The sequence below is a fragment of the Paracoccus sanguinis genome, from assembly GCF_900106665.1.
GTDB classification, from domain to species: domain Bacteria; phylum Pseudomonadota; class Alphaproteobacteria; order Rhodobacterales; family Rhodobacteraceae; genus Paracoccus; species Paracoccus panacisoli.
Genome location: NZ_FNNA01000001.1, coordinates 158,467 through 174,595 on the forward strand (window position 1 = coordinate 158,467; position 16,129 = coordinate 174,595).

The following is a 16,129-nucleotide window of genomic DNA, read 5'->3' on the forward strand; positions in this document are numbered from 1 at the left end:
GCGTCTAGAGGCGGAGCGGTAAGGTCGCCCGATCCCCCATGACGGCCCCAGGCGACCCCATAAGCACCTGCCGCTAAGCCGTGAGCTCACCCCGCCAGCAGTTCCAGCGCAGCGGCGTGCAGCTCGGGCGTGGCGGCGGCGATCACCCGGCCGCCGTGGTGGGCGGGGCCGCCCTGCCAGTCGGTGACGATCCCGCCCGCGGCCTCGACCACCGCGATGGGCGCCACGATGTCATAGGGCTGCAGCCCCGCCTCGATCACCAGATCGACGCAGCCGAGCGCCAGCAGCCCGTAAGCATAGCAGTCGAGCCCGTATCGCGTCAGCCGCACCGCCCCTGCCACCCGGCGGAAGGCGGCGCCATCCTCGGGCGTGCCGACCTCGGGGAAGGTCGTCATCAGCGTCGCCTGCGCCAGCGCCACGCCGCGCCGCACCCCGAGCGACGCGAGCCCGTGCGGCGAGGCGATGGCGGCGGTCCCGAGGCCCCCCTCGAACCGCTCGCCCGTCCAGGGCTGGTCGATGATCCCGTAAATCGGCCCCTTCGCATCGGTCACCCCGATGAGCACCCCCCAGCTCGGCGCGCCGCAGAGATAGGCGCGGGTGCCATCGATGGGGTCGAGCACCCAGGTCAGGCCGCTGGTACCGGGGGTCGGCCCGTACTCCTCGCCCACGATGGCGTCGTCGGGCCGCCGCGCGGCGAGGATCGCGCGCATCGCGCGCTCCGAGGCGCGGTCGGCCTCGGTCACCGGGTCGAACCCCGTGGCCAGCTTGTTGTCGGGGGCGAGCGCCGGGCTGCGGAAGAGCCGAAGGGTCTCGGCCCGTGCGGCGTCGGCCATGGCGGCGGCGGTCTCGCGCAGCGCGCGGGCCAGATCGGCGTCGGGCGCGCGGCGCAGTCGGTCGGGATCGGTCATCGGCGCAGCCTTCCGGGCAGGGTCGGTTCAGCCGCGAGGCTTAGCCGACCGCCCGCCCCCGCGCCACCCGGCGCCGCCGCCGCCGCCGTGTCCGTGGCCGTCAGGCCGACAGCGAGGTCGGGTTGGCGCTGACCGACAGCACCCGGGCCAGCTCGAAGATCTGCCGGCGCTGCGCCTCGGGGATGCTGTAATAGGCGCGGATCAGCTGCAGCGCCTCCTTGTCCGAGATCAGGTCGAACTCGGCCGGCGACGCGCCGTCCAACCCCTCGAAGAAGAAGGCCACGGGCACGTCCATCGCCTTGGCGATGTCCCACAGCCGCGAGGCCGAGACGCGGTTCATGCCGGTCTCGTATTTCTGGATCTGCTGGAACTTGATGCCGACAGAATCGGCGAGTTGCTGCTGAGTCATGCCGATCGTCCAGCGGCGATGCCGGATCCTCTGGCCGACGTGCACATCGACAACGTGTTTCATCGGGAACCTCGTGCAAGTGATACGGGAAATAACGCTGCGAAACGCAATCTGCGAGAATAATCGCATGACAAACAGGGACCTCTGCCTAAAAAGACAGGTCCGGCGGGCCTGACCCAGGGGCGTCGCGACGAGGGGGAATGACATGGACCGGATGATCCGAATCAACGCCACGGGCGAGGGCCCGACGCTGGTGACAGGGGCGGGCGCGGCGCGCCCCGTGCCGGGACCGGGCGAGGTCGCCGTGCGGCTGCATGCAGCGGCGCTGAACTTTGCCGACCTGCTGATGGCCGAGGGGCGCTATCAGGACACCCCGCCGGTGCCCTTCACCGCCGGGCTCGAGGGCGCGGGCGTGGTCGAGGCGGCGGGTCCGGGCGTCACCCTTGCCCCCGGCACGCGGGTGGCGGTCAGCGCGCACGGCACGCTCGCCGATCGGGGCCTGTTCGCGGCCGACCGCTGCACCCCCATCCCCGACGCCATGCCGATGGAGGACGCGGCCGGCTTTCAGGTCGCCTACGGCACCAGCCACCTCGCCCTGACCGGGCCGGGCCGGCTGGCGGCGGGCGAGACGGTCGCAGTGCTGGGCGCCGGCGGCGGGGTTGGATTGACGGCGGTCGAGATCGCCGCCGTCTCGGGCGCCCGCGTGATCGCCATCGCGCGCGGCGCCGACAAGCTGGAGGCCGCCGCACGCGCAGGGGCGACCGAGCTGATCGACAGCGCCGAGGTCGAGGACCTGACCGCGACGCTCAAGGCGCTCGGCGGGGTGGACATCGTCTATGACGCCGTGGGCGACGCGCCGGGGCTGGCGGCGTTCCGGGCGCTGCGTCCGGGCGGGCGGCACCTGCTGATCGGCTTTGCCGGCGGGCGACCGCCCGCGCTGCCGCTCAACCATGCGCTGGTCAAGAACATCTCGATCATCGGCTTCTACTGGGGCGGCTACCGCATCACCGATCCCGCCGCCCTGCGCGCCAGCCTCGACGCGGCCTTCGCGCTTTATGCCGCGGGTCGCCTGCGCCCGACCACCGGCACCGTCCTGCCGCTCGAGGAGGCCGCCGCCGGCTACGCGCTGCTGCGCGGCCGCGGCGCGGTGGGCAAGGTCGTGCTCTCCATCGCGCCCGAGCCGGGCCGGGCGTGACGCCCCCCCGCGGCACGCCGAAGGGGGCCGTTTTTCGCCGCCCGGCGGTTGAAAACCCGCGGTGCGGCCACGATATTTCCGGGACAGTCCGCCTTGGCGCGGGCTGCAGAGCTTACTCGATCAAGGAACGACGATGGCAGACTACAACACGATCCGCCGCCCGGCCACGACGGCCCCCCGTGCTGCGGTCTATGACGAAGGCCTGCGGGCCTACATGAACAAGGTCTACAGCCTGATGACGGCCGGCATGGCGGTCAGCGCGGCTGTCGCCTGGGGCTTCGCCGAAATGGCCGGCGGCCCGGGCGCCTGGACCGAGTTCGGGCGGGTGATCTACCAGTCGCCGGTGCGCTGGGTGATCATGTTCCTGCCCCTCCTGATGGTGTTCGCGTTCGGCGCGGCGCTGAACCGGCTGTCCACGCAGGGCGCCACGCTGATGTTCTATGCCTTCGCCGCGGCGATGGGCGCCTCGCTCAGCTCGATCTTCCTGCGCTACACCGATGCGTCGATCGTGACGACGTTCCTCGCCACCGCGGGCGGGTTCGCGGCGCTGTCGCTCTATGGCTACACGACCAAGCGCGACCTGACGGCGATGGGGCGGTTCCTGATCATCGGTCTCGTTGGCCTAATCATCGCGATGATCGTCAACATCTTCGTCGGCTCGGGCGCGGTCGCGTTCGCGATCTCGACCATCGGCGTGCTGATCTTCGCGGGCCTGACCGCCTATGACACCCAGCGGATCAAGAACACCTACCTTGAGCTTGCCGCGTCCAACAGCGACTTCATCGGCAAGTCGGCGATCATGGGTGCGCTGACGCTGTACCTGGACTTCCTGAACCTCTTCACCTTCCTGCTGAGCTTCATGGGCCAGCAGGAGTGATCCTCAGGCACTGAGTTGACGGGGGCCGGCGGAAACGCCGGCCCTTTTCGTTTGGGCCTTGGAGAGGCCTGAGGAGCCAGCGGCGGGAGCCAGCGGTCACTGGTCAGGCTGGCTCACCCTGCTGGGCCCTGAGAGGGCCGATCCAGTCCCGGAGCGCGAAAGCGGTCACCAGCATCGCCTCGATTTCCTCGATGGCCGCCTCGATCTGCTCGTGATCGGCATCGGCGCAGGATGCAGGTGACCCGCCTCGTCCTTGACGAAATGAAGGTTCATCATCTCCGACCGACCCTCGACTTTGAACCACGCCCCGTGGACCGCCCGGTTCCGGTAATCGACCCGCTCTTCCACGCGGTGGCAGAAGATGGACACGTCAGCAGCCAAGTCAGCGGGCAGGTCTTTGGTCATCGCCCTTACAGCGCGAAGCAAGGTCTTCCTGCTCTTTCGCGCCTTGATCTCCTCTTGGATGAAGAGACGCGATTGGAAGCCGGGCAGCATTTCGTGAAGCGTATGCTCGATATGGCCGGCCACGACGACGTAGTACCCAAGCCGGGCAAAGAACTCGGGCGGAAGTCCGAAAGGCTCAGTCATCGCCGCTCCAGCAACGTCAGCCGTGTGTCTGAAATCTTTGGGAAAAGTGGCAGCCCGTAGGGGAGTCGAACCCCTCTTTTCAGGTTGAAAACCTGACGTCCTAACCGATAGACGAACGGGCCACCGTGGCGCCTCTCAGCGTCTGCTGCGCGGCGTGGAGCGGTGTTTAGGCGACCCTGCCGGGGGCCGCAAGCAGAAAATGATCCCCTCGGCGATCTTTCCTCTCGGCCCCGCCCCGCCCGGGGGGCGGGCCGCCCTGCCCCGCGCCTCAGGCCGCCGGCGCGGCGTCGTCCAGACGCAGCCGCACCCGCCGCCGCCCGCCCCAGACCGACAGGTCGAGCCGCCCGGCCAGGTGAAACCGCCGCCCGTGCGCGCCGAGCAGCGCGGGGCCCAGCGGGCCCTGCATCGCCCCCCAGCCAACCGCGTCGAGCGCCGGCGCGCCGGGGCTGCGGGCGCGCAGGCGCAGGTGGCCGTCGCCCATCGTCTCGACCCGCTCGAGGATCACGTCGGCCAGCGCAAACCGCGGCGCCGGCGCCGCCGCCCCGAACGGCCCGGCGCGGTCCAGCGCTTCGAGCAGATCGACGGTGGCGAAGGCCGGGTCGAGCAGCCCCGAGATCCGCAGCCGCCCGGCCTCGGCCCGCCCCGCGAGCGCCGGGGCCAGCAGCTCGGACAGCCGCGCCATCGCTGCGGGAATCGCCGCCTCGGCCACCGTCAGTCCGGCGGCCATCGCGTGCCCGCCGCCCTTCTCGATCAGCCCTTCCGCGGCCAGCCGCTGCACCGCGCGGCCGATGTCGACGCCGGGGACCGAGCGGGCCGAGCCCTTCCCCACCCCGCCCGCCACGCCGATCACAACCGAGGGCAGGCCGCTCGCCTCTTTCAGCCGGGCGGCGACGATGCCGACGACGCCCGGATGCCAGCCCGCGCCGGCCGCCCAGGCGAGGCTCGCGTCGCCGCGCGCCTCGGCCTGCGCCACGGCCTCGGCCCGCACCCCGGCCTCGATCGCGCGGCGGTCCTGGTTCAGCGCGTCGAGCTCGGCGGCGAGCCGCGCGGCCTCAGACGGGTCGCCGCAGCTCAGGCACAGCGCGCCGAGGTCGGCGCGACCGACCCGGCCGCCCGCGTTGATCCGCGGCCCGAGCAGGAAGCCGAGGTGGAAGGCCGAGGGCGGCCCGTCGAGCCGCGCGGCATCGGCCAGCGCCACCAGCCCGGGCCGCTCGCGCCGGGCCATGATGGCGAGGCCCTGCCGCACGAAGGCGCGGTTCACCCCGATGAGCGGCGCCACGTCGGCCACCGTCGCCAGCGCCACCAGATCGAGCAGCGGGATCAGCGCGGGCTCGGCCAGCCCCCGCGCCCGCAGGCCGCGGTTCGCCTGCACCAGCGTCAGGAACACCACCCCCGCGGCGCAGAGATGGCCGAGGCTGCCGTCCTCGTCGGCCCGGTTGGGGTTCACGACGGCCAGCGCCGGGGGCAGCGTCTCGCCGCCCTGGTGGTGGTCGAGGACGATGACCTCGGCCCGCCCTGCGGCGGCGAGCGCCTCGTGGCTCAGCGTCCCGCAGTCGACGCAGACGATCAGGTCATGGGCCGCCCCCAGCGCCGCGATGGCGGGGGCGTTCGGGCCGTAGCCCTCGTCGATCCGGTCGGGGATGTAGAGCGTCGCGTCCCGCCCCTGGGCGCGCAGCCAGGCGAGAATCAGCGCCGCCGAGGCGCCGCCGTCGACGTCGTAATCGGCAAAGACCGCGATCCGCTCGCCGCCCACCGCCGCCGCCACCAGGCGCTCGGCCGCCACGCCCATGTCGCGCAAGGACAGCGGGTCGGGCAGCAGGTCGCGCAGCTTGGGTTCGAGATAGCCGCCCGCCGCCTCGGGCGCGACACCGCGCGCGGCGAGGATGCGGGCCACCGGCAGCGGCAGGGCGGCGGCTTGCGCCAGCCCCTCGGCCAGACGCTCTTCGGCGGGATCGGGGCCGGCCCAGCGGCGGCCGGTCAGCGACGCCTCGACGTTCAGGAATGCGGTCATGGCGCGCTTGTCGCCAAGGCGGCCGCCTTAGGCAACCCCCTCGGGCAACGCGCCACGGGCCGGCGTCTTTCCGGCCCGAACACCCATCGGCGGCGCAGCCGGGGCCGCGCCGCCGGGTCAGGTCAGCGGATCGGGTTGCGGTAGAACACCCGCCGCACCGACCCGGTCTTCGAGCGCATGAGAATCGTCTCGGTCTCGATGAACTGCGGCTCGCGCCGCAGCCCCTGCACGATCGAGCCGTTGGTGACGCCGGTGGCCGAGAAGATCACGTCCGCCGTCACCATCTCGTCGCGCGAATAGATCCGGTTCAGGTCGGTGATCCCGGCCTTGGCGGCGCGGCCCCGCTCGTCGTCGTTGCGAAACAAGAGCCGGCCCCACATCTGCCCGCCCATGCACTTGAGCGCCGAGGCCGCGAGCACCCCCTCGGGTGCCCCGCCCGAGCCCATGTACATGTCGATGCCGGTCTTCTCGGGCTCGGCCACGTGCATGACGCCGGCCACATCGCCGTCGGTGATCAGCCGGATCGCGGCGCCGGTGGCGCGGACCTCGGCGATCATCTCTTCATGGCGCGGACGCTCGAGGATGCAGACGGTGATGTCCTCGGGCTTGACCCCGCCGGCCTTGGCCAGCGCGTGCACCCGCTCGGTCGGCGTCATGTCGAGGCTGACGACGTCCTGCGCGTAGCCCGGCCCCACCGCCAGCTTGTCCATGTAGACGTCGGGCGCGTGCAGCAGCGTGCCGCGCGGCGCCATGGCGATCACGGTCAGCGCGTTCGGCATGTCCTTGGCGGTCAGCGTCGTCCCCTCGAGCGGGTCGAGCGCGATGTCCACCTCGGGGCCGGTGCCGGTCCCGACCTCCTCGCCGATATAGAGCATCGGCGCCTCGTCGCGCTCGCCCTCGCCGATCACCACGACGCCCTTGATGTCGAGCATGTTGAGCTGCTCGCGCATGGCGTTGACCGCGGCCTGGTCGGCAGCCTTTTCATCGCCGCGGCCGATGAGGCGCGCCGAGGCATGGGCTGCCGCCTCGCTCACCCGGGCGAGGCCCAGCGAGAGCATCCGGTCGTTGAAATCCTTGGGCGCGGTCATCATCAGGTCTCCTGCGGGTTTGGCCGCTGTTACGCCCGCCCCCCCGCGGCGGCAAGACTGGGGGCGCTAACACGGGGCGTGCGGGGGTGGCGCCGCTCAGTCGGCCGACAGCTCGAGCGCCAGCGCGTGGATCCGCGGGACGATGTCGCCCAGCGTGCGGTTCACCAGCCGGTGCTGCTCGACGCGGCTCAGCCCGGCCAGCGCCGGGGCGCTCATGCGGATGCGCCAGTGGGTCTGGCCGCCCTCGCGCCAGCCGGCGTGGCCGTGGTGCTGGTGGCTCTCGTCGATGACCTCGAGCCGGGTGGGCGCCAGCGTGGCCAGCCTTTCGCGCATCTCGTCGGCAATCTCTCGCGTCATGGGGCCGGTTCCTCTTTCCCTCGGGTTCAAATGCCCTACACTCCCGGTCCCGAGTCGAAAAGCAGGGCCCCATGACCAACAGCGACCCGTTCGGTTTCGATATGTCCGCCGCGTCGGACAAGAAGCGCCGCGCCAAGGGCCGGCGCGGGATGTCCGGTGCGTTCGAGACGTCGACCCGGCGCTGCGACAAGGTCGGCTGTTCCGAACCGGGGCAGTACCGGGCGCCCAAGTCGCCCAAGCAGCTCGACGACTACTTCTGGTTCTGCAAGGACCACGTGCGCGAGTACAACGCCAACTGGAACTATTTCCAGGGCCAGTCCGAGGCCGAGTTCCAGGAGTTTCTGGACAACGCCACGGTGTGGGAGCGTCCGACCCGCCCCTTCGGCCGCGCGACGCAGGAACAGGCGTGGGCGCGGCACGGCGTCAACGACCCGCTCGAAATCCTCGGCGCCAACGGCACCAACCCCGAGGCGCGCAGCCGCGCCACCCGCAAGCTGCCCCCGACCGAGCGCCGCGCGCTCGAGATCCTCGACGCCCGCGACAGCTGGACCCGCGCGGAAATCCGCAAGCAATACAAATCGCTGGTGAAGGATCTTCACCCCGACATGAACGGTGGCGACCGCTCGGACGAGGACCGTCTGCAAGAGGTCGTCTGGGCCTGGGACCAGCTCAAGGACAGCCGCAGCTTCAAGGAGTGAAGCGGGCGGGGGCGTGATTTGCCGATGCCGTAACGGGGTTGTCGCTGAGCCGCGCGACGCTCGAGCTGTGGAGCGCCCTCATGGGAAAAGCCACGCGCTAGGTGTGCGTGCTATTCGTCCGCGGTCCAAATCCTCACTGACCGAGCAAGGACCGAGCGACCGAGTAACAAAAGAGTGCGCAACGACACGCCCCCAAAAGTCGATGGCCCGCCGATCCGGCGGGCCATCAGCATTTAACGCACCCGCCTTACGGCGCGATGGTCACCTTGCTCATGTAGTCGGGCTTCTCGACCGCGCCGTTCGCCGCCTGATCGCCCTTCTTGATCGCGTTGAGCACGTCCCAGCCCTCGATCAGCTGCCCCACAACGGTGTACTGCCCGTCGAGGAAGTTGGCCGGCGCGAGGTCGATGAAGAACTGGCTGTTGGCGCTGTCCGGGTCGGCCGAGCGGGCCATCCCGACGGTGCCCGCGCCGAACGTCACGTCACTGAACTCGGCCTTGAGGTCGGGCAGGTCGGACCCGCCCATGCCGGCCTGGCTCGTGTCGCCGTCGTGGCGGCCGTGCTGGACGTCGCCGGTCTGGGCCATGAAGCCGTCGATGACGCGGTGGAACACCACCCCGTCATACTTGCCCTGCTGGGCGAGCGTGGTCAGCCGCTCGACATGGTTGGGCGCCTTGTCGGCATAGAGGTCGAGCACGATCTTGCCCTTGGGCTGGCCGGCCGCGTCGGCGACCTCGATCACCATGTTCGGGCCGGGGCCGTCGGTGGCCTTGGGGGCCGCGACCTGGGCCTGGGCCACGCCGGCGGCGAGGATCAGGGCGGAGGACAGGAACAGCTTACGCATCGGCAGCCACCTTGACCGAGATCATCCGGTCGGGGTTCGCCGGCGGCTCGCCCCGGGTGATCTTGTCCACGAACTCCATCCCCGAGACGACGCGGCCGTAGACCGTGTACTGCCCGTTCAGGAAGTCGTTGTCCTTGAAGTTGATGAAGAACTGGCTGTTGGCGCTGTTCGGGTTCGACGACCGCGCCGCCCCCAGCGTGCCGCGCGAATGCGGCAGCTTCGAGAACTCGGCCGGCAGGTCCGGCAGGTCCGACCCGCCGGTGCCGGCGCGCCGCGCATCGCCGCCCTCGCGGCCATGCTCGACGTCGCCGGTCTGGGCCATGAAGCCGTCGATCACGCGGTGGAACGCGACCCCGTCATACTTGCCGGCGCGGGCCAGCTCTTTCATCCGCGCGCTGTGCTTGGGCGCCACCTCGGGCAGCAGCTCGATCACCACCGGGCCGTCCTTCAGCTCGATGATGATGGTGTTTTCGGGGTCCTTGATGTCCGCCATCGGGGTCTCCTCGTCGTTGGTCCGGGATCGGTGTCCGGCGGCCGGTCTAGGCCGCGAACCGTGCCCCCGCAACGCCCGACGGACGGCTGCGGGTCCATGCCGCCCGGCCGCCGCGGGGTTGACGATGAGTTGACGCGACCGTGAAGCTGTCGGACAAGGCGCCAGCACCGCGCCCGCGAGGAGTAAGAGACCATGCCCCGTTTCCACACCATCGACGACCTGGACCTCGACGGCAAGGTGGTCCTGACCCGCGTGGACGTGAACGTCCCGGTCGAGGACGGGCGCGTGACCGACGCCACCCGCATCGAGAAGATCGTGCCGACCATCAAGGCCATCCAGGCCAAGGGCGGCATTCCGGTGCTGATGGCCCATTTCGGCCGTCCCAAGGGCCAGCCGGTCGAGGCGATGAGCCTGCGCCAGGTCCTGCCGGCGCTCGAGGCGGCGTTGGGCCAGCCGGTGGCCTTCGCCGAGCACGCCATCGGCGGCGACGCCAAGCGCGCGGTCGCCGCACTGCAGCCGGGCAACGTCCTGCTGCTCGAGAACACCCGCTTCTATCCGGGGGAAGAGGCGAACGACCCGACCTTCAGCGCCTCGCTCGCCGCGCTGGGGCAGGTCTATGTGAACGACGCCTTCTCGGCCGCCCACCGCGCCCACAGCTCGACCGAGGGCGTGGCGCGGCTGCTGCCCGCCGGCGCGGGCCTGCTGATGGAGGCCGAGCTGAATGCCCTCAACGCAGCACTGGGTGAGCCCGAGCGGCCGGTGGCGGCGGTGGTCGGCGGGGCCAAGGTCTCGACCAAGCTCGAGCTGCTCGGCAATCTCGTCGAGAAGGTCGATCACCTGATCATCGGCGGCGGCATGGCCAACACCTTCCTGCTGGCCAAGGGGGTCGAGATCGGCAAGTCGCTGGCCGAGCCGGACATGGCCGACACCGCCCGCGACATCCTGACCAAGGCCGCCGAGACCGGCTGCCAGATCCACCTGCCCGTCGACGTGGTGGTGGCGCGTGAGTTCCGCGAGGATGCGCCGCACGAGCTGGTCCCGGCCGAGGCCTGCCCGCCCGACGCGATGATCGTCGACGCCGGCCCGCAGACGGTCGAGGCGATCCGCGGCGTCTTTGCCGCCGCGCGCACGCTGATCTGGAACGGCCCGCTCGGCGCCTTCGAGATCCGGCCGTTCGACGCGGCCACCAACGCCGCAGCCCAGGCCGCGGCAGAGCTGACGCGCGAGGGCAAGCTCGTCTCGGTCGCCGGCGGAGGCGACACGGTGGCGGCGCTGAACAAGGCGGGCGTGGCGCAGGACTTCACCTTCATCTCGACGGCGGGCGGCGCCTTCCTCGAATGGATGGAGGGCAAGGACCTGCCCGGCGTCGCGGCGCTGATCGATTCCAAGCGCTGACGCACGGCGTCGCATAGACATGACGAAGGGGCGGCCCGCCGGGCCGCCCCTTTCCACATCGCGGGGTGTAGGTCAGTTGCTCGCGGCCGGGGTGGTCGCCGCCGGTCCGGTGGTCGTCGCGGGCGGCGTCGTGGTGGCGGGCGGCGTGGTGGTCGCCGGGGCCGCCGGCACCGCCGCGTCGGTCGCCGCGGGGGTCGCGCCCTGCGTCGTGGTGCTGACCGCATCCGAGGCCGGGGCGTGCTCGCCCACCGGCTCGGGACGGCCGTTCATCCAGCCGAACACCAGCGCCGCGATGCCGGCCAGCAGCAGCGCCGCGACGATGGCGATCAGCGCCGGGCTGTGGCGGCGAGCGCTGCGCTCAGGCGTGTTTTCGTTGTGGGACATGGGGCTACCTCGCTGCGGAAGGGCGGTGGGGTGTCGGGCGGTGCGGGTGGCGGTGCGCACCCGGTGTGGAACCAGAACCCCCGCGGGCGCGGCAGGGTTCCGGCAGGGGGGGCCGCCGCGCCGCCCCCTCTCCCCGCGCGGCTGACGCCCCACCGTAGCCGTTAGCGCAACCGGCCTTTCCCTCGCCCGGCGGTCTGCTAAGGGGTCGCCAACCTGATCCGTGAACCGTGGAGCGCCTCCGATGCAGATGACCGACACCGTCAAGAAGATCCTCGCCAACTATGAGGGCGAGAACCCGGGCGTGAAGGGCAATCTGGCCCGGATGCTGATGACGGGCAAGCTGGCCGGCACCGGCAAGATGATCATCCTGCCCGTCGACCAGGGCTTCGAGCACGGCCCGGCGCGCAGCTTCGCCAAGAACCCGCTCGGCTACGATCCCCACTACCACTACCAGCTCGCCATCGACGCGGGGCTGAACGCCTATGCCGCGCCGCTGGGCATGATCGAGGCCGGCGCCGACAGCTTCGCGGGCCAAATCCCGACGATCCTCAAGTGCAACTCGGCCAACTCGCTGATGTCGGACACCGCGGGCAAGAACCAGGCGGTGACGGCGACGGTGCAGGACGCGCTGCGGCTGGGCTGCGCCGCGATCGGCTTCACCATCTATCCGGGCTCTGACATGGCGCTCGACATGTTCGAGGAGATCTCGGAGATGCGCGCCGAGGCGGCCTCGGTCGGCATCCCGACGGTGATCTGGTCCTATCCGCGCGGCGAGGCGATCACCAAGGACGGCGAGACCGCCATCGACATCGCGGCCTATGCCGCGCAGATCGCGGCGCTCTTGGGCGCGCACATCATCAAGATCAAGCTCTCGACCGACCACCTCGAGAACAAGGACGCCAAGAAGGTTTATGAGGATCAGGGGATCGACATCTCGACCCAGGCCAAGCGCGTCGAGCACTGCATGCAGGCGGCCTTCGGCGGGCGCCGGATCGTGGTGTTCTCGGGCGGTGCGGCCAAGGGGTCGGACGCGGTCTACGAGGACGCCATCGCCATCCGCGACGGCGGCGGCAACGGCTCGATCATCGGCCGCAACAGCTTCCAGCGCTCGCGCGAGGATGCGCTGGCGATGCTCGGCAAGCTGGTGGACATCTACCTCGGCAAGGCCTGATCCGTTTCAGGTTGAGGAGTGGACGGGCGGCGCTGCGGCGCCGCCCGTTTTCGTTTCCGGCGTTGGATCGGGCCGAGGCGTCGGCCTGACCGGCGCGGGGTTTCCCTTTCCGCGCCGCGTGCTTTAGGGAGAGCGCAAAGTCACGGGGGCCGGCCATGTCGTTCTTTTCCAAGCTGCGCGAGCGTCTGACCAAGTCGTCCTCGAAGATCGGGACGGGGCTGGATGACCTGATCGGCCAGGGGACGGACGCGGCAGCGGCTGCGCCGCGCCCTGCGCCGGAGCCTGCGCCGACCTCTCAGCCTACGCCCGCCCCGCAGCCTCCTGCCCCTGCCCCCGCCCCGCAATCCCCGACGCCCGCGCCGCAGCCCGCCCCGCAGACGCCCCCGGCGCCTCGCCCGGCCGCGCCGCAACCCGCCTCGCAGCCCGGCCTGATGGGCCGGCTGTTCGGCGGCGGCGCCCCGGCCGAGCCGCGGCGTGAGCTGGACGACGCGATGCTCGAGGATCTCGAGGACATGCTCATCGCCGCCGACATGGGGACCGAGACCACGCTGCGCGTCACCGCCAACATCGCCGAGGGGCGGATGGGGCGGAAGATCAGCGCGACCGAACTGAAGCAGGCGCTTGCCGACGAGGTCACCCGGATCATGACCCCGGTCGCGCGGCCGCTGCCGCTTTACACCAAGAAGCCGCAGGTGGTGCTGGTGGTGGGCGTCAACGGCTCGGGCAAGACCACGACGATCGGCAAGCTCGCGAGCCAGTTCAAGGCCGCCGGCAAGTCGGTGGTGATCGCGGCGGGCGACACCTTCCGGGCCGCGGCAGTCGAGCAGTTGCAGGTCTGGGGCCAGCGCGCGGGCGTGCCGGTGATGGTCGCGGCGCAAGGGTCGGACCCGGCGAGCCTCGCCTATGACGCGATGGCGCGGGCCGAGGCGGAGGGCGCGGACCTTCTGCTGATCGACACCGCCGGGCGGCTGCAGAACCGCGCCGACCTGATGGAGGAGCTGGCCAAGATCGTCCGGGTGATCCGCAAGCGCGACCCGTCGGCGCCGCACAACACCCTGCTGGTGCTGGACGCGACGACGGGCCAGAACGCGTTGAGCCAGGTCGAGACGTTCCGCAAGCTCGCCGACGTCTCGGGTCTGGTGATGACCAAGCTGGACGGGACGGCGCGCGGAGGCGTGCTGGTGGCGCTCGCCGATCGGTTCGGGCTGCCGATCCATGCGATCGGGGTGGGCGAGCAGATCGACGACCTCGACGCCTTCGAGCCGGACGAGTTCGCCCGCGCGCTGGTCGGGCTGTAGCGGCGCAACGTTCGCGCAACACCCGTCAGCGGCGCGGCGGATGAACGCGCCCGGCGTAGAACCGGCGCAGGCCGGGTTTTGCCGGAAATGGCGATGCACGGGGCGTGCAGGGTTCCTGCAACGTTCGTGCGATGTTCATGCACAGTTCATGCGAACGATTTCGCCTTCACCCCGCGCCGCGCATGAAAAAGCCCGCCGCGCGGGGGCGGCGGGCCGGATCGGGCATAGGGCGCTAAATCAGCGGGCCGCGTCGCCGTGGTCGACGGGCGAGCCGTCCTCTTCCTCGAGCAGCTGGCGGGCGTTGGCGGCGTCGGCCGACAGCCAGACCTTGCCGCCGTCGACCGAGGCGACGTTGCCCATCGGGATGTAGTGATGGTGCTCCATCTTCACCCCGTGCGCCTCGTCCTTGCGCTTCATCTTGATGCGGTCGCCGTCCATGTGGTCGACCACGCCGACGTGCACGCCGTCGGCGCCCACGATCTCCATGTCGTCCTTGATCTGGCTTGCGTCTGCCATGGGTCTGTCTCCTCGGATGGGGGCATGGGTGCCCCGGACCCGAGGGCAACGCCGTCTGCCGCCCTTCGGTTCAGACCGTCTCGACGCCCGGGGCCCGCAGGCCCAGCCGGGTCAGCAGGGCGCGCAGGTCGGGCCGCTCGACCGCGCTGCGGGCGGCGAACAGCGTGGCCTGGCTGGGGTGGATCAGCGCCCCGTCGAGGATCTTGAGGTTGTTCGCCCGCAGCGTCTCGCCCGACGAGGTGATGTCGGCGATGGCCTCGGCCGTGAGGTTCGCCACCGTGCCCTCGGTCGCGCCCTGGCTGTCGACGAGCTGGTAGTCGGCGACCTCGTGCGCCGAGAGGAACGCGCGCACCAGCCGGTGATACTTGGTGGCGATCCGCAGGCGGTGGCCGTGGGCGGCGCGGAAGTCGCGGGCGATGGCGGCGAGGTCGTCCAGCGTCTCGCAATCCCGCCAGCAGGCCGGGACTGCGATCACCAGATCGGCGTGGCCGAAGCCCATCGGCGCGATCTCGGTCACGTCCGAGCGCCAGCCGGCGAGTTTCTCGCGCACCAGATCCGAGCCGGTGACGCCAAGCTGGATGCGGCCGGCGGCGAGTTCGCGCGGGATCTCGCCGGCCGAGAGAAGGACGAGCGACAGGCCGTCCACCCCCTCGACCTGGCCCGCGTATTCGCGGTCGGCGCCGCTGCGGGTCATGCGCAGGCCGCGGGCGGCGAACCAGTCGAAGGTCTGTTCCATCAGCCGACCCTTGGAGGGGACGCCGAGCTTGAGGGTCTGGGTGGGGGCCGGGGTCAGCATAGCGCGGCCACCAGCGCGGGGCGGATGATGCCGCCGACGGCGGGGATGGCCCCGCTCCCGCTCCCGCTCCCGCCTCCGCTCCCGTTCCCGGACCCCTGCCCCAGCACCGCGGTCAGCGCGTCGTAGCGCCCGCCCGAGGCGACCGGGGGCCAGTCGGGATGGGCGGGGGCGGTGAAGGAAAAGGTCATGCCGTCGTAATACTCCATCGTCCGCCGCCCGTGGCTCGCGTCGAAGCGCACCGTCTCGGGGTCGATGCCGCGGGCGGCGAGCGCGTCGAGGCGGCCGGCGAGACGCTCGACCGCTTCGGCGATGGCGGGGATGTGGTCGGCGAGCACCCGCAGTTCCGCCAGCGCCACCGGCGCGGGGCCGGCGATGGTGAAGAGCCGGTGCAGCCGCTCGCGCCAGATCGCCGGCAGCGCCGGGCTGACGGCGCCGCGTTCCAGCCGGGCGATCCGGTCATGCATCTCGGCGCGGGTGCGCTCGCCCGTCCAGGGCGCGCCGTTCACGGCGAAATGCCGCGGCGGGACCGGGTGCGAGAAACGCTCGAGCAGCGATTCGAAGCGGCGCGGGCGCCAGATGTGGTGGCGCAGCGCCGCGCGGCGGTCGTCGGGCAGCGGCAGCCCGTCCACCGCGTCGAGCAGCAGGTCCATGTCGCCCATCGTGGCGTCGAGCCCAAGCGGCGCGAGGATGCCGTGGAAGAGCGCGAAGACCTCGGCATCGGCCTGCGGCTCGCGGCTGAAGAGCTCGAACCCGGCCTGCAGGTATTCGTTGTCGCGCGGCGTCTCGGGGCGGGTGTCGCCCTGGTCCTGCTTGCGGAAGACCTCGCCCAGGTAGCAGTAGCGGGCCGGGTCGGCGCCACCCGCCATGTGCATCTGCACCACCGGAACGGTGAAATCGGGGCGCAGCATGACCTCGCCCCGCACCGGGTCGGTGGTGACATAGGCGCGGGCGCGGATGTCCTCGCCGTAGAGGTCGAGCAGGGTTTCGGCCGGCAGCAGGATGTCGGGGGCGACCTCGGTCGCGCCGGCGGCCCGGAAGGCCTCGAGAATGCGGCGGCCGTGGGCCTGCGCGGCGGTGCGGGGGGCGAGCGGGCGGGTCATC

At 71.3% G+C, this 16,129-nt stretch carries 18 protein-coding genes and 1 tRNA gene; 7 read left to right on the plus strand and 12 right to left on the minus strand.

Annotation, left to right across the window (positions count from 1 at the left end):
- Positions 1-86 precede the first annotated feature (86 nt).
- Both BLW17_RS00760 and BLW17_RS00765 read right to left on the minus strand, forming a co-directional pair.
- Complete coding sequence (locus tag BLW17_RS00760; protein ID WP_052176266.1) at positions 87-908, minus strand: inositol monophosphatase family protein; 822 nt, start codon at positions 906-908, stop codon at positions 87-89.
- Positions 909-1,008: 100 nt separating this feature from the next.
- Positions 1,009-1,380 (minus strand): helix-turn-helix domain-containing protein, encoded by a 372-nt coding sequence (locus BLW17_RS00765; protein ID WP_036702428.1) that lies wholly within the window; start codon positions 1,378-1,380, stop codon positions 1,009-1,011.
- A 151-nt stretch (positions 1,381-1,531) separates the two neighbouring features.
- On the opposite strand from BLW17_RS00765, the gene BLW17_RS00770 reads away from it, so the two are divergent.
- The 3 genes from BLW17_RS00770 (at position 1,532) to BLW17_RS17555 (ending at position 4,037) form a co-directional block, all read left to right on the plus strand.
- Complete coding sequence (locus tag BLW17_RS00770) at positions 1,532-2,512, plus strand: NADPH:quinone oxidoreductase family protein (protein ID WP_052176267.1); 981 nt, start codon at positions 1,532-1,534, stop codon at positions 2,510-2,512.
- 133 nt (positions 2,513-2,645) lie between these two features.
- A complete protein-coding gene (locus tag BLW17_RS00775) occupies positions 2,646-3,389 on the plus strand; it encodes a Bax inhibitor-1/YccA family protein (RefSeq protein WP_036712627.1) in 744 nt (247 codons plus the stop codon).
- A 237-nt stretch (positions 3,390-3,626) separates the two neighbouring features.
- Positions 3,627-4,037, plus strand: a complete 411-nt coding sequence (locus BLW17_RS17555; protein ID WP_139305879.1) for a hypothetical protein — start codon at positions 3,627-3,629, stop codon at positions 4,035-4,037.
- Here BLW17_RS17555 and BLW17_RS00785 read toward each other — a convergent pair.
- The 4 genes from BLW17_RS00785 to BLW17_RS00800 all read right to left on the minus strand — a co-directional run bounded on the left by BLW17_RS00785 (position 4,025) and on the right by BLW17_RS00800 (position 7,433).
- A tRNA-Glu gene (locus tag BLW17_RS00785) sits at positions 4,025-4,099 on the minus strand. The genes BLW17_RS17555 and BLW17_RS00785 overlap by 13 nt on opposite strands.
- Positions 4,100-4,245: 146 nt before the next feature.
- The gene (gene recJ, locus BLW17_RS00790; RefSeq protein WP_036732022.1) at positions 4,246-5,988 is read right to left on the minus strand and encodes a single-stranded-DNA-specific exonuclease RecJ; all 1,743 of its coding nucleotides are present in this window, start codon (positions 5,986-5,988) and stop codon (positions 4,246-4,248) included.
- 122 nt (positions 5,989-6,110) lie between these two features.
- On the minus strand, positions 6,111-7,076 hold the full coding sequence (gene glpX, locus BLW17_RS00795; protein WP_036711010.1) for a class II fructose-bisphosphatase: 966 nt from the start codon (positions 7,074-7,076) through the stop codon (positions 6,111-6,113).
- A gap of 96 nt (positions 7,077-7,172) precedes the next feature.
- Positions 7,173-7,433, minus strand: a complete 261-nt coding sequence (locus BLW17_RS00800; RefSeq protein WP_036711000.1) for a BolA family protein — start codon at positions 7,431-7,433, stop codon at positions 7,173-7,175.
- A 71-nt stretch (positions 7,434-7,504) separates the two neighbouring features.
- Here BLW17_RS00800 and BLW17_RS00805 point away from each other — a divergent pair, with 71 nt between their 5' ends.
- Entirely contained in the window at positions 7,505-8,131 is a 627-nt protein-coding gene (locus BLW17_RS00805) for a J domain-containing protein (RefSeq protein WP_036702439.1), read from the plus strand.
- 247 nt (positions 8,132-8,378) lie between these two features.
- On the opposite strand, the gene BLW17_RS00810 is transcribed toward BLW17_RS00805, so the two are convergent.
- Positions 8,379-8,975: a peptidylprolyl isomerase gene (locus BLW17_RS00810; RefSeq protein ID WP_036702440.1), complete on the minus strand. Its 597-nt coding sequence runs from the start codon at positions 8,973-8,975 to the stop codon at positions 8,379-8,381.
- Complete coding sequence (locus BLW17_RS00815; RefSeq protein ID WP_036711003.1) at positions 8,968-9,468, minus strand: peptidylprolyl isomerase; 501 nt, start codon at positions 9,466-9,468, stop codon at positions 8,968-8,970. Before BLW17_RS00815 ends, BLW17_RS00810 begins: the two co-directional genes overlap by 8 nt.
- Before the next feature lie 192 nt (positions 9,469-9,660).
- On the opposite strand from BLW17_RS00815, the gene BLW17_RS00820 reads away from it, so the two are divergent.
- Positions 9,661-10,863 carry a phosphoglycerate kinase gene (locus BLW17_RS00820; protein WP_036711005.1) on the plus strand — a complete coding sequence of 401 codons (1,203 nt, stop codon included), beginning with the start codon at positions 9,661-9,663 and terminating at the stop codon, positions 10,861-10,863.
- Between the two features lie 72 nt (positions 10,864-10,935).
- On the opposite strand, the gene BLW17_RS17995 is transcribed toward BLW17_RS00820, so the two are convergent.
- Positions 10,936-11,247: a hypothetical protein gene (locus BLW17_RS17995; RefSeq protein ID WP_052175067.1), complete on the minus strand. Its 312-nt coding sequence runs from the start codon at positions 11,245-11,247 to the stop codon at positions 10,936-10,938.
- Positions 11,248-11,488: 241 nt separating this feature from the next.
- Here BLW17_RS17995 and BLW17_RS00830 point away from each other — a divergent pair, with 241 nt between their 5' ends.
- Both BLW17_RS00830 and ftsY read left to right on the plus strand, forming a co-directional pair.
- On the plus strand, positions 11,489-12,418 hold the full coding sequence (locus tag BLW17_RS00830) for a class I fructose-bisphosphate aldolase (RefSeq protein ID WP_036702449.1): 930 nt from the start codon (positions 11,489-11,491) through the stop codon (positions 12,416-12,418).
- Positions 12,419-12,573: 155 nt separating this feature from the next.
- Positions 12,574-13,716, plus strand: coding sequence for a signal recognition particle-docking protein FtsY (ftsY, locus tag BLW17_RS00835; protein ID WP_074825968.1), 1,143 nt, complete (start codon positions 12,574-12,576; stop codon positions 13,714-13,716).
- A gap of 237 nt (positions 13,717-13,953) precedes the next feature.
- On the opposite strand, the gene BLW17_RS00840 is transcribed toward ftsY, so the two are convergent.
- From BLW17_RS00840 to BLW17_RS00850, 3 genes are all read right to left on the minus strand, one after another.
- Positions 13,954-14,232 carry a DUF2171 domain-containing protein gene (locus BLW17_RS00840; protein WP_036712510.1) on the minus strand — a complete coding sequence of 93 codons (279 nt, stop codon included), beginning with the start codon at positions 14,230-14,232 and terminating at the stop codon, positions 13,954-13,956.
- A gap of 70 nt (positions 14,233-14,302) precedes the next feature.
- Positions 14,303-15,028 carry an ATP phosphoribosyltransferase gene (hisG, locus tag BLW17_RS00845; RefSeq protein ID WP_036736571.1) on the minus strand — a complete coding sequence of 242 codons (726 nt, stop codon included), beginning with the start codon at positions 15,026-15,028 and terminating at the stop codon, positions 14,303-14,305.
- The gene (locus BLW17_RS00850; RefSeq protein WP_036736573.1) at positions 15,022-16,128 is read right to left on the minus strand and encodes an ATP phosphoribosyltransferase regulatory subunit; all 1,107 of its coding nucleotides are present in this window, start codon (positions 16,126-16,128) and stop codon (positions 15,022-15,024) included. The genes hisG and BLW17_RS00850 overlap by 7 nt, the downstream gene beginning before the upstream one ends.
- Between the last annotated feature and the right edge of the window lies 1 nt (position 16,129).

What these genes read in the sequence shown, in the direction of transcription:
- BLW17_RS00830 (WP_036702449.1), top strand. Translation starts at nt 11,489, where the DNA reads ATGCAGATGACCGACACCGTCAAGAAGATCCTCGCCAACTATGAGGGC.
- BLW17_RS00840 (WP_036712510.1), bottom strand. Translation starts at nt 14,232, where the DNA reads ATGGCAGACGCAAGCCAGATCAAGGACGACATGGAGATCGTGGGCGCC.
- glpX (WP_036711010.1), bottom strand. Translation starts at nt 7,076, where the DNA reads ATGACCGCGCCCAAGGATTTCAACGACCGGATGCTCTCGCTGGGCCTC.
- BLW17_RS00765 (WP_036702428.1), bottom strand. Translation starts at nt 1,380, where the DNA reads ATGAAACACGTTGTCGATGTGCACGTCGGCCAGAGGATCCGGCATCGC.
- BLW17_RS00815 (WP_036711003.1), bottom strand. Translation starts at nt 9,468, where the DNA reads ATGGCGGACATCAAGGACCCCGAAAACACCATCATCATCGAGCTGAAG.
- BLW17_RS00800 (WP_036711000.1), bottom strand. Translation starts at nt 7,433, where the DNA reads ATGACGCGAGAGATTGCCGACGAGATGCGCGAAAGGCTGGCCACGCTG.
- BLW17_RS00810 (WP_036702440.1), bottom strand. Translation starts at nt 8,975, where the DNA reads ATGCGTAAGCTGTTCCTGTCCTCCGCCCTGATCCTCGCCGCCGGCGTG.
- BLW17_RS00805 (WP_036702439.1), top strand. Translation starts at nt 7,505, where the DNA reads ATGACCAACAGCGACCCGTTCGGTTTCGATATGTCCGCCGCGTCGGAC.
- ftsY (WP_074825968.1), top strand. Translation starts at nt 12,574, where the DNA reads ATGTCGTTCTTTTCCAAGCTGCGCGAGCGTCTGACCAAGTCGTCCTCG.
- BLW17_RS00770 (WP_052176267.1), top strand. Translation starts at nt 1,532, where the DNA reads ATGATCCGAATCAACGCCACGGGCGAGGGCCCGACGCTGGTGACAGGG.
- BLW17_RS00775 (WP_036712627.1), top strand. Translation starts at nt 2,646, where the DNA reads ATGGCAGACTACAACACGATCCGCCGCCCGGCCACGACGGCCCCCCGT.
- BLW17_RS00850 (WP_036736573.1), bottom strand. Translation starts at nt 16,128, where the DNA reads ATGACCCGCCCGCTCGCCCCCCGCACCGCCGCGCAGGCCCACGGCCGC.
- recJ (WP_036732022.1), bottom strand. Translation starts at nt 5,988, where the DNA reads ATGACCGCATTCCTGAACGTCGAGGCGTCGCTGACCGGCCGCCGCTGG.
- BLW17_RS00820 (WP_036711005.1), top strand. Translation starts at nt 9,661, where the DNA reads ATGCCCCGTTTCCACACCATCGACGACCTGGACCTCGACGGCAAGGTG.
- BLW17_RS17995 (WP_052175067.1), bottom strand. Translation starts at nt 11,247, where the DNA reads ATGTCCCACAACGAAAACACGCCTGAGCGCAGCGCTCGCCGCCACAGC.
- hisG (WP_036736571.1), bottom strand. Translation starts at nt 15,028, where the DNA reads ATGCTGACCCCGGCCCCCACCCAGACCCTCAAGCTCGGCGTCCCCTCC.
- BLW17_RS00760 (WP_052176266.1), bottom strand. Translation starts at nt 908, where the DNA reads ATGACCGATCCCGACCGACTGCGCCGCGCGCCCGACGCCGATCTGGCC.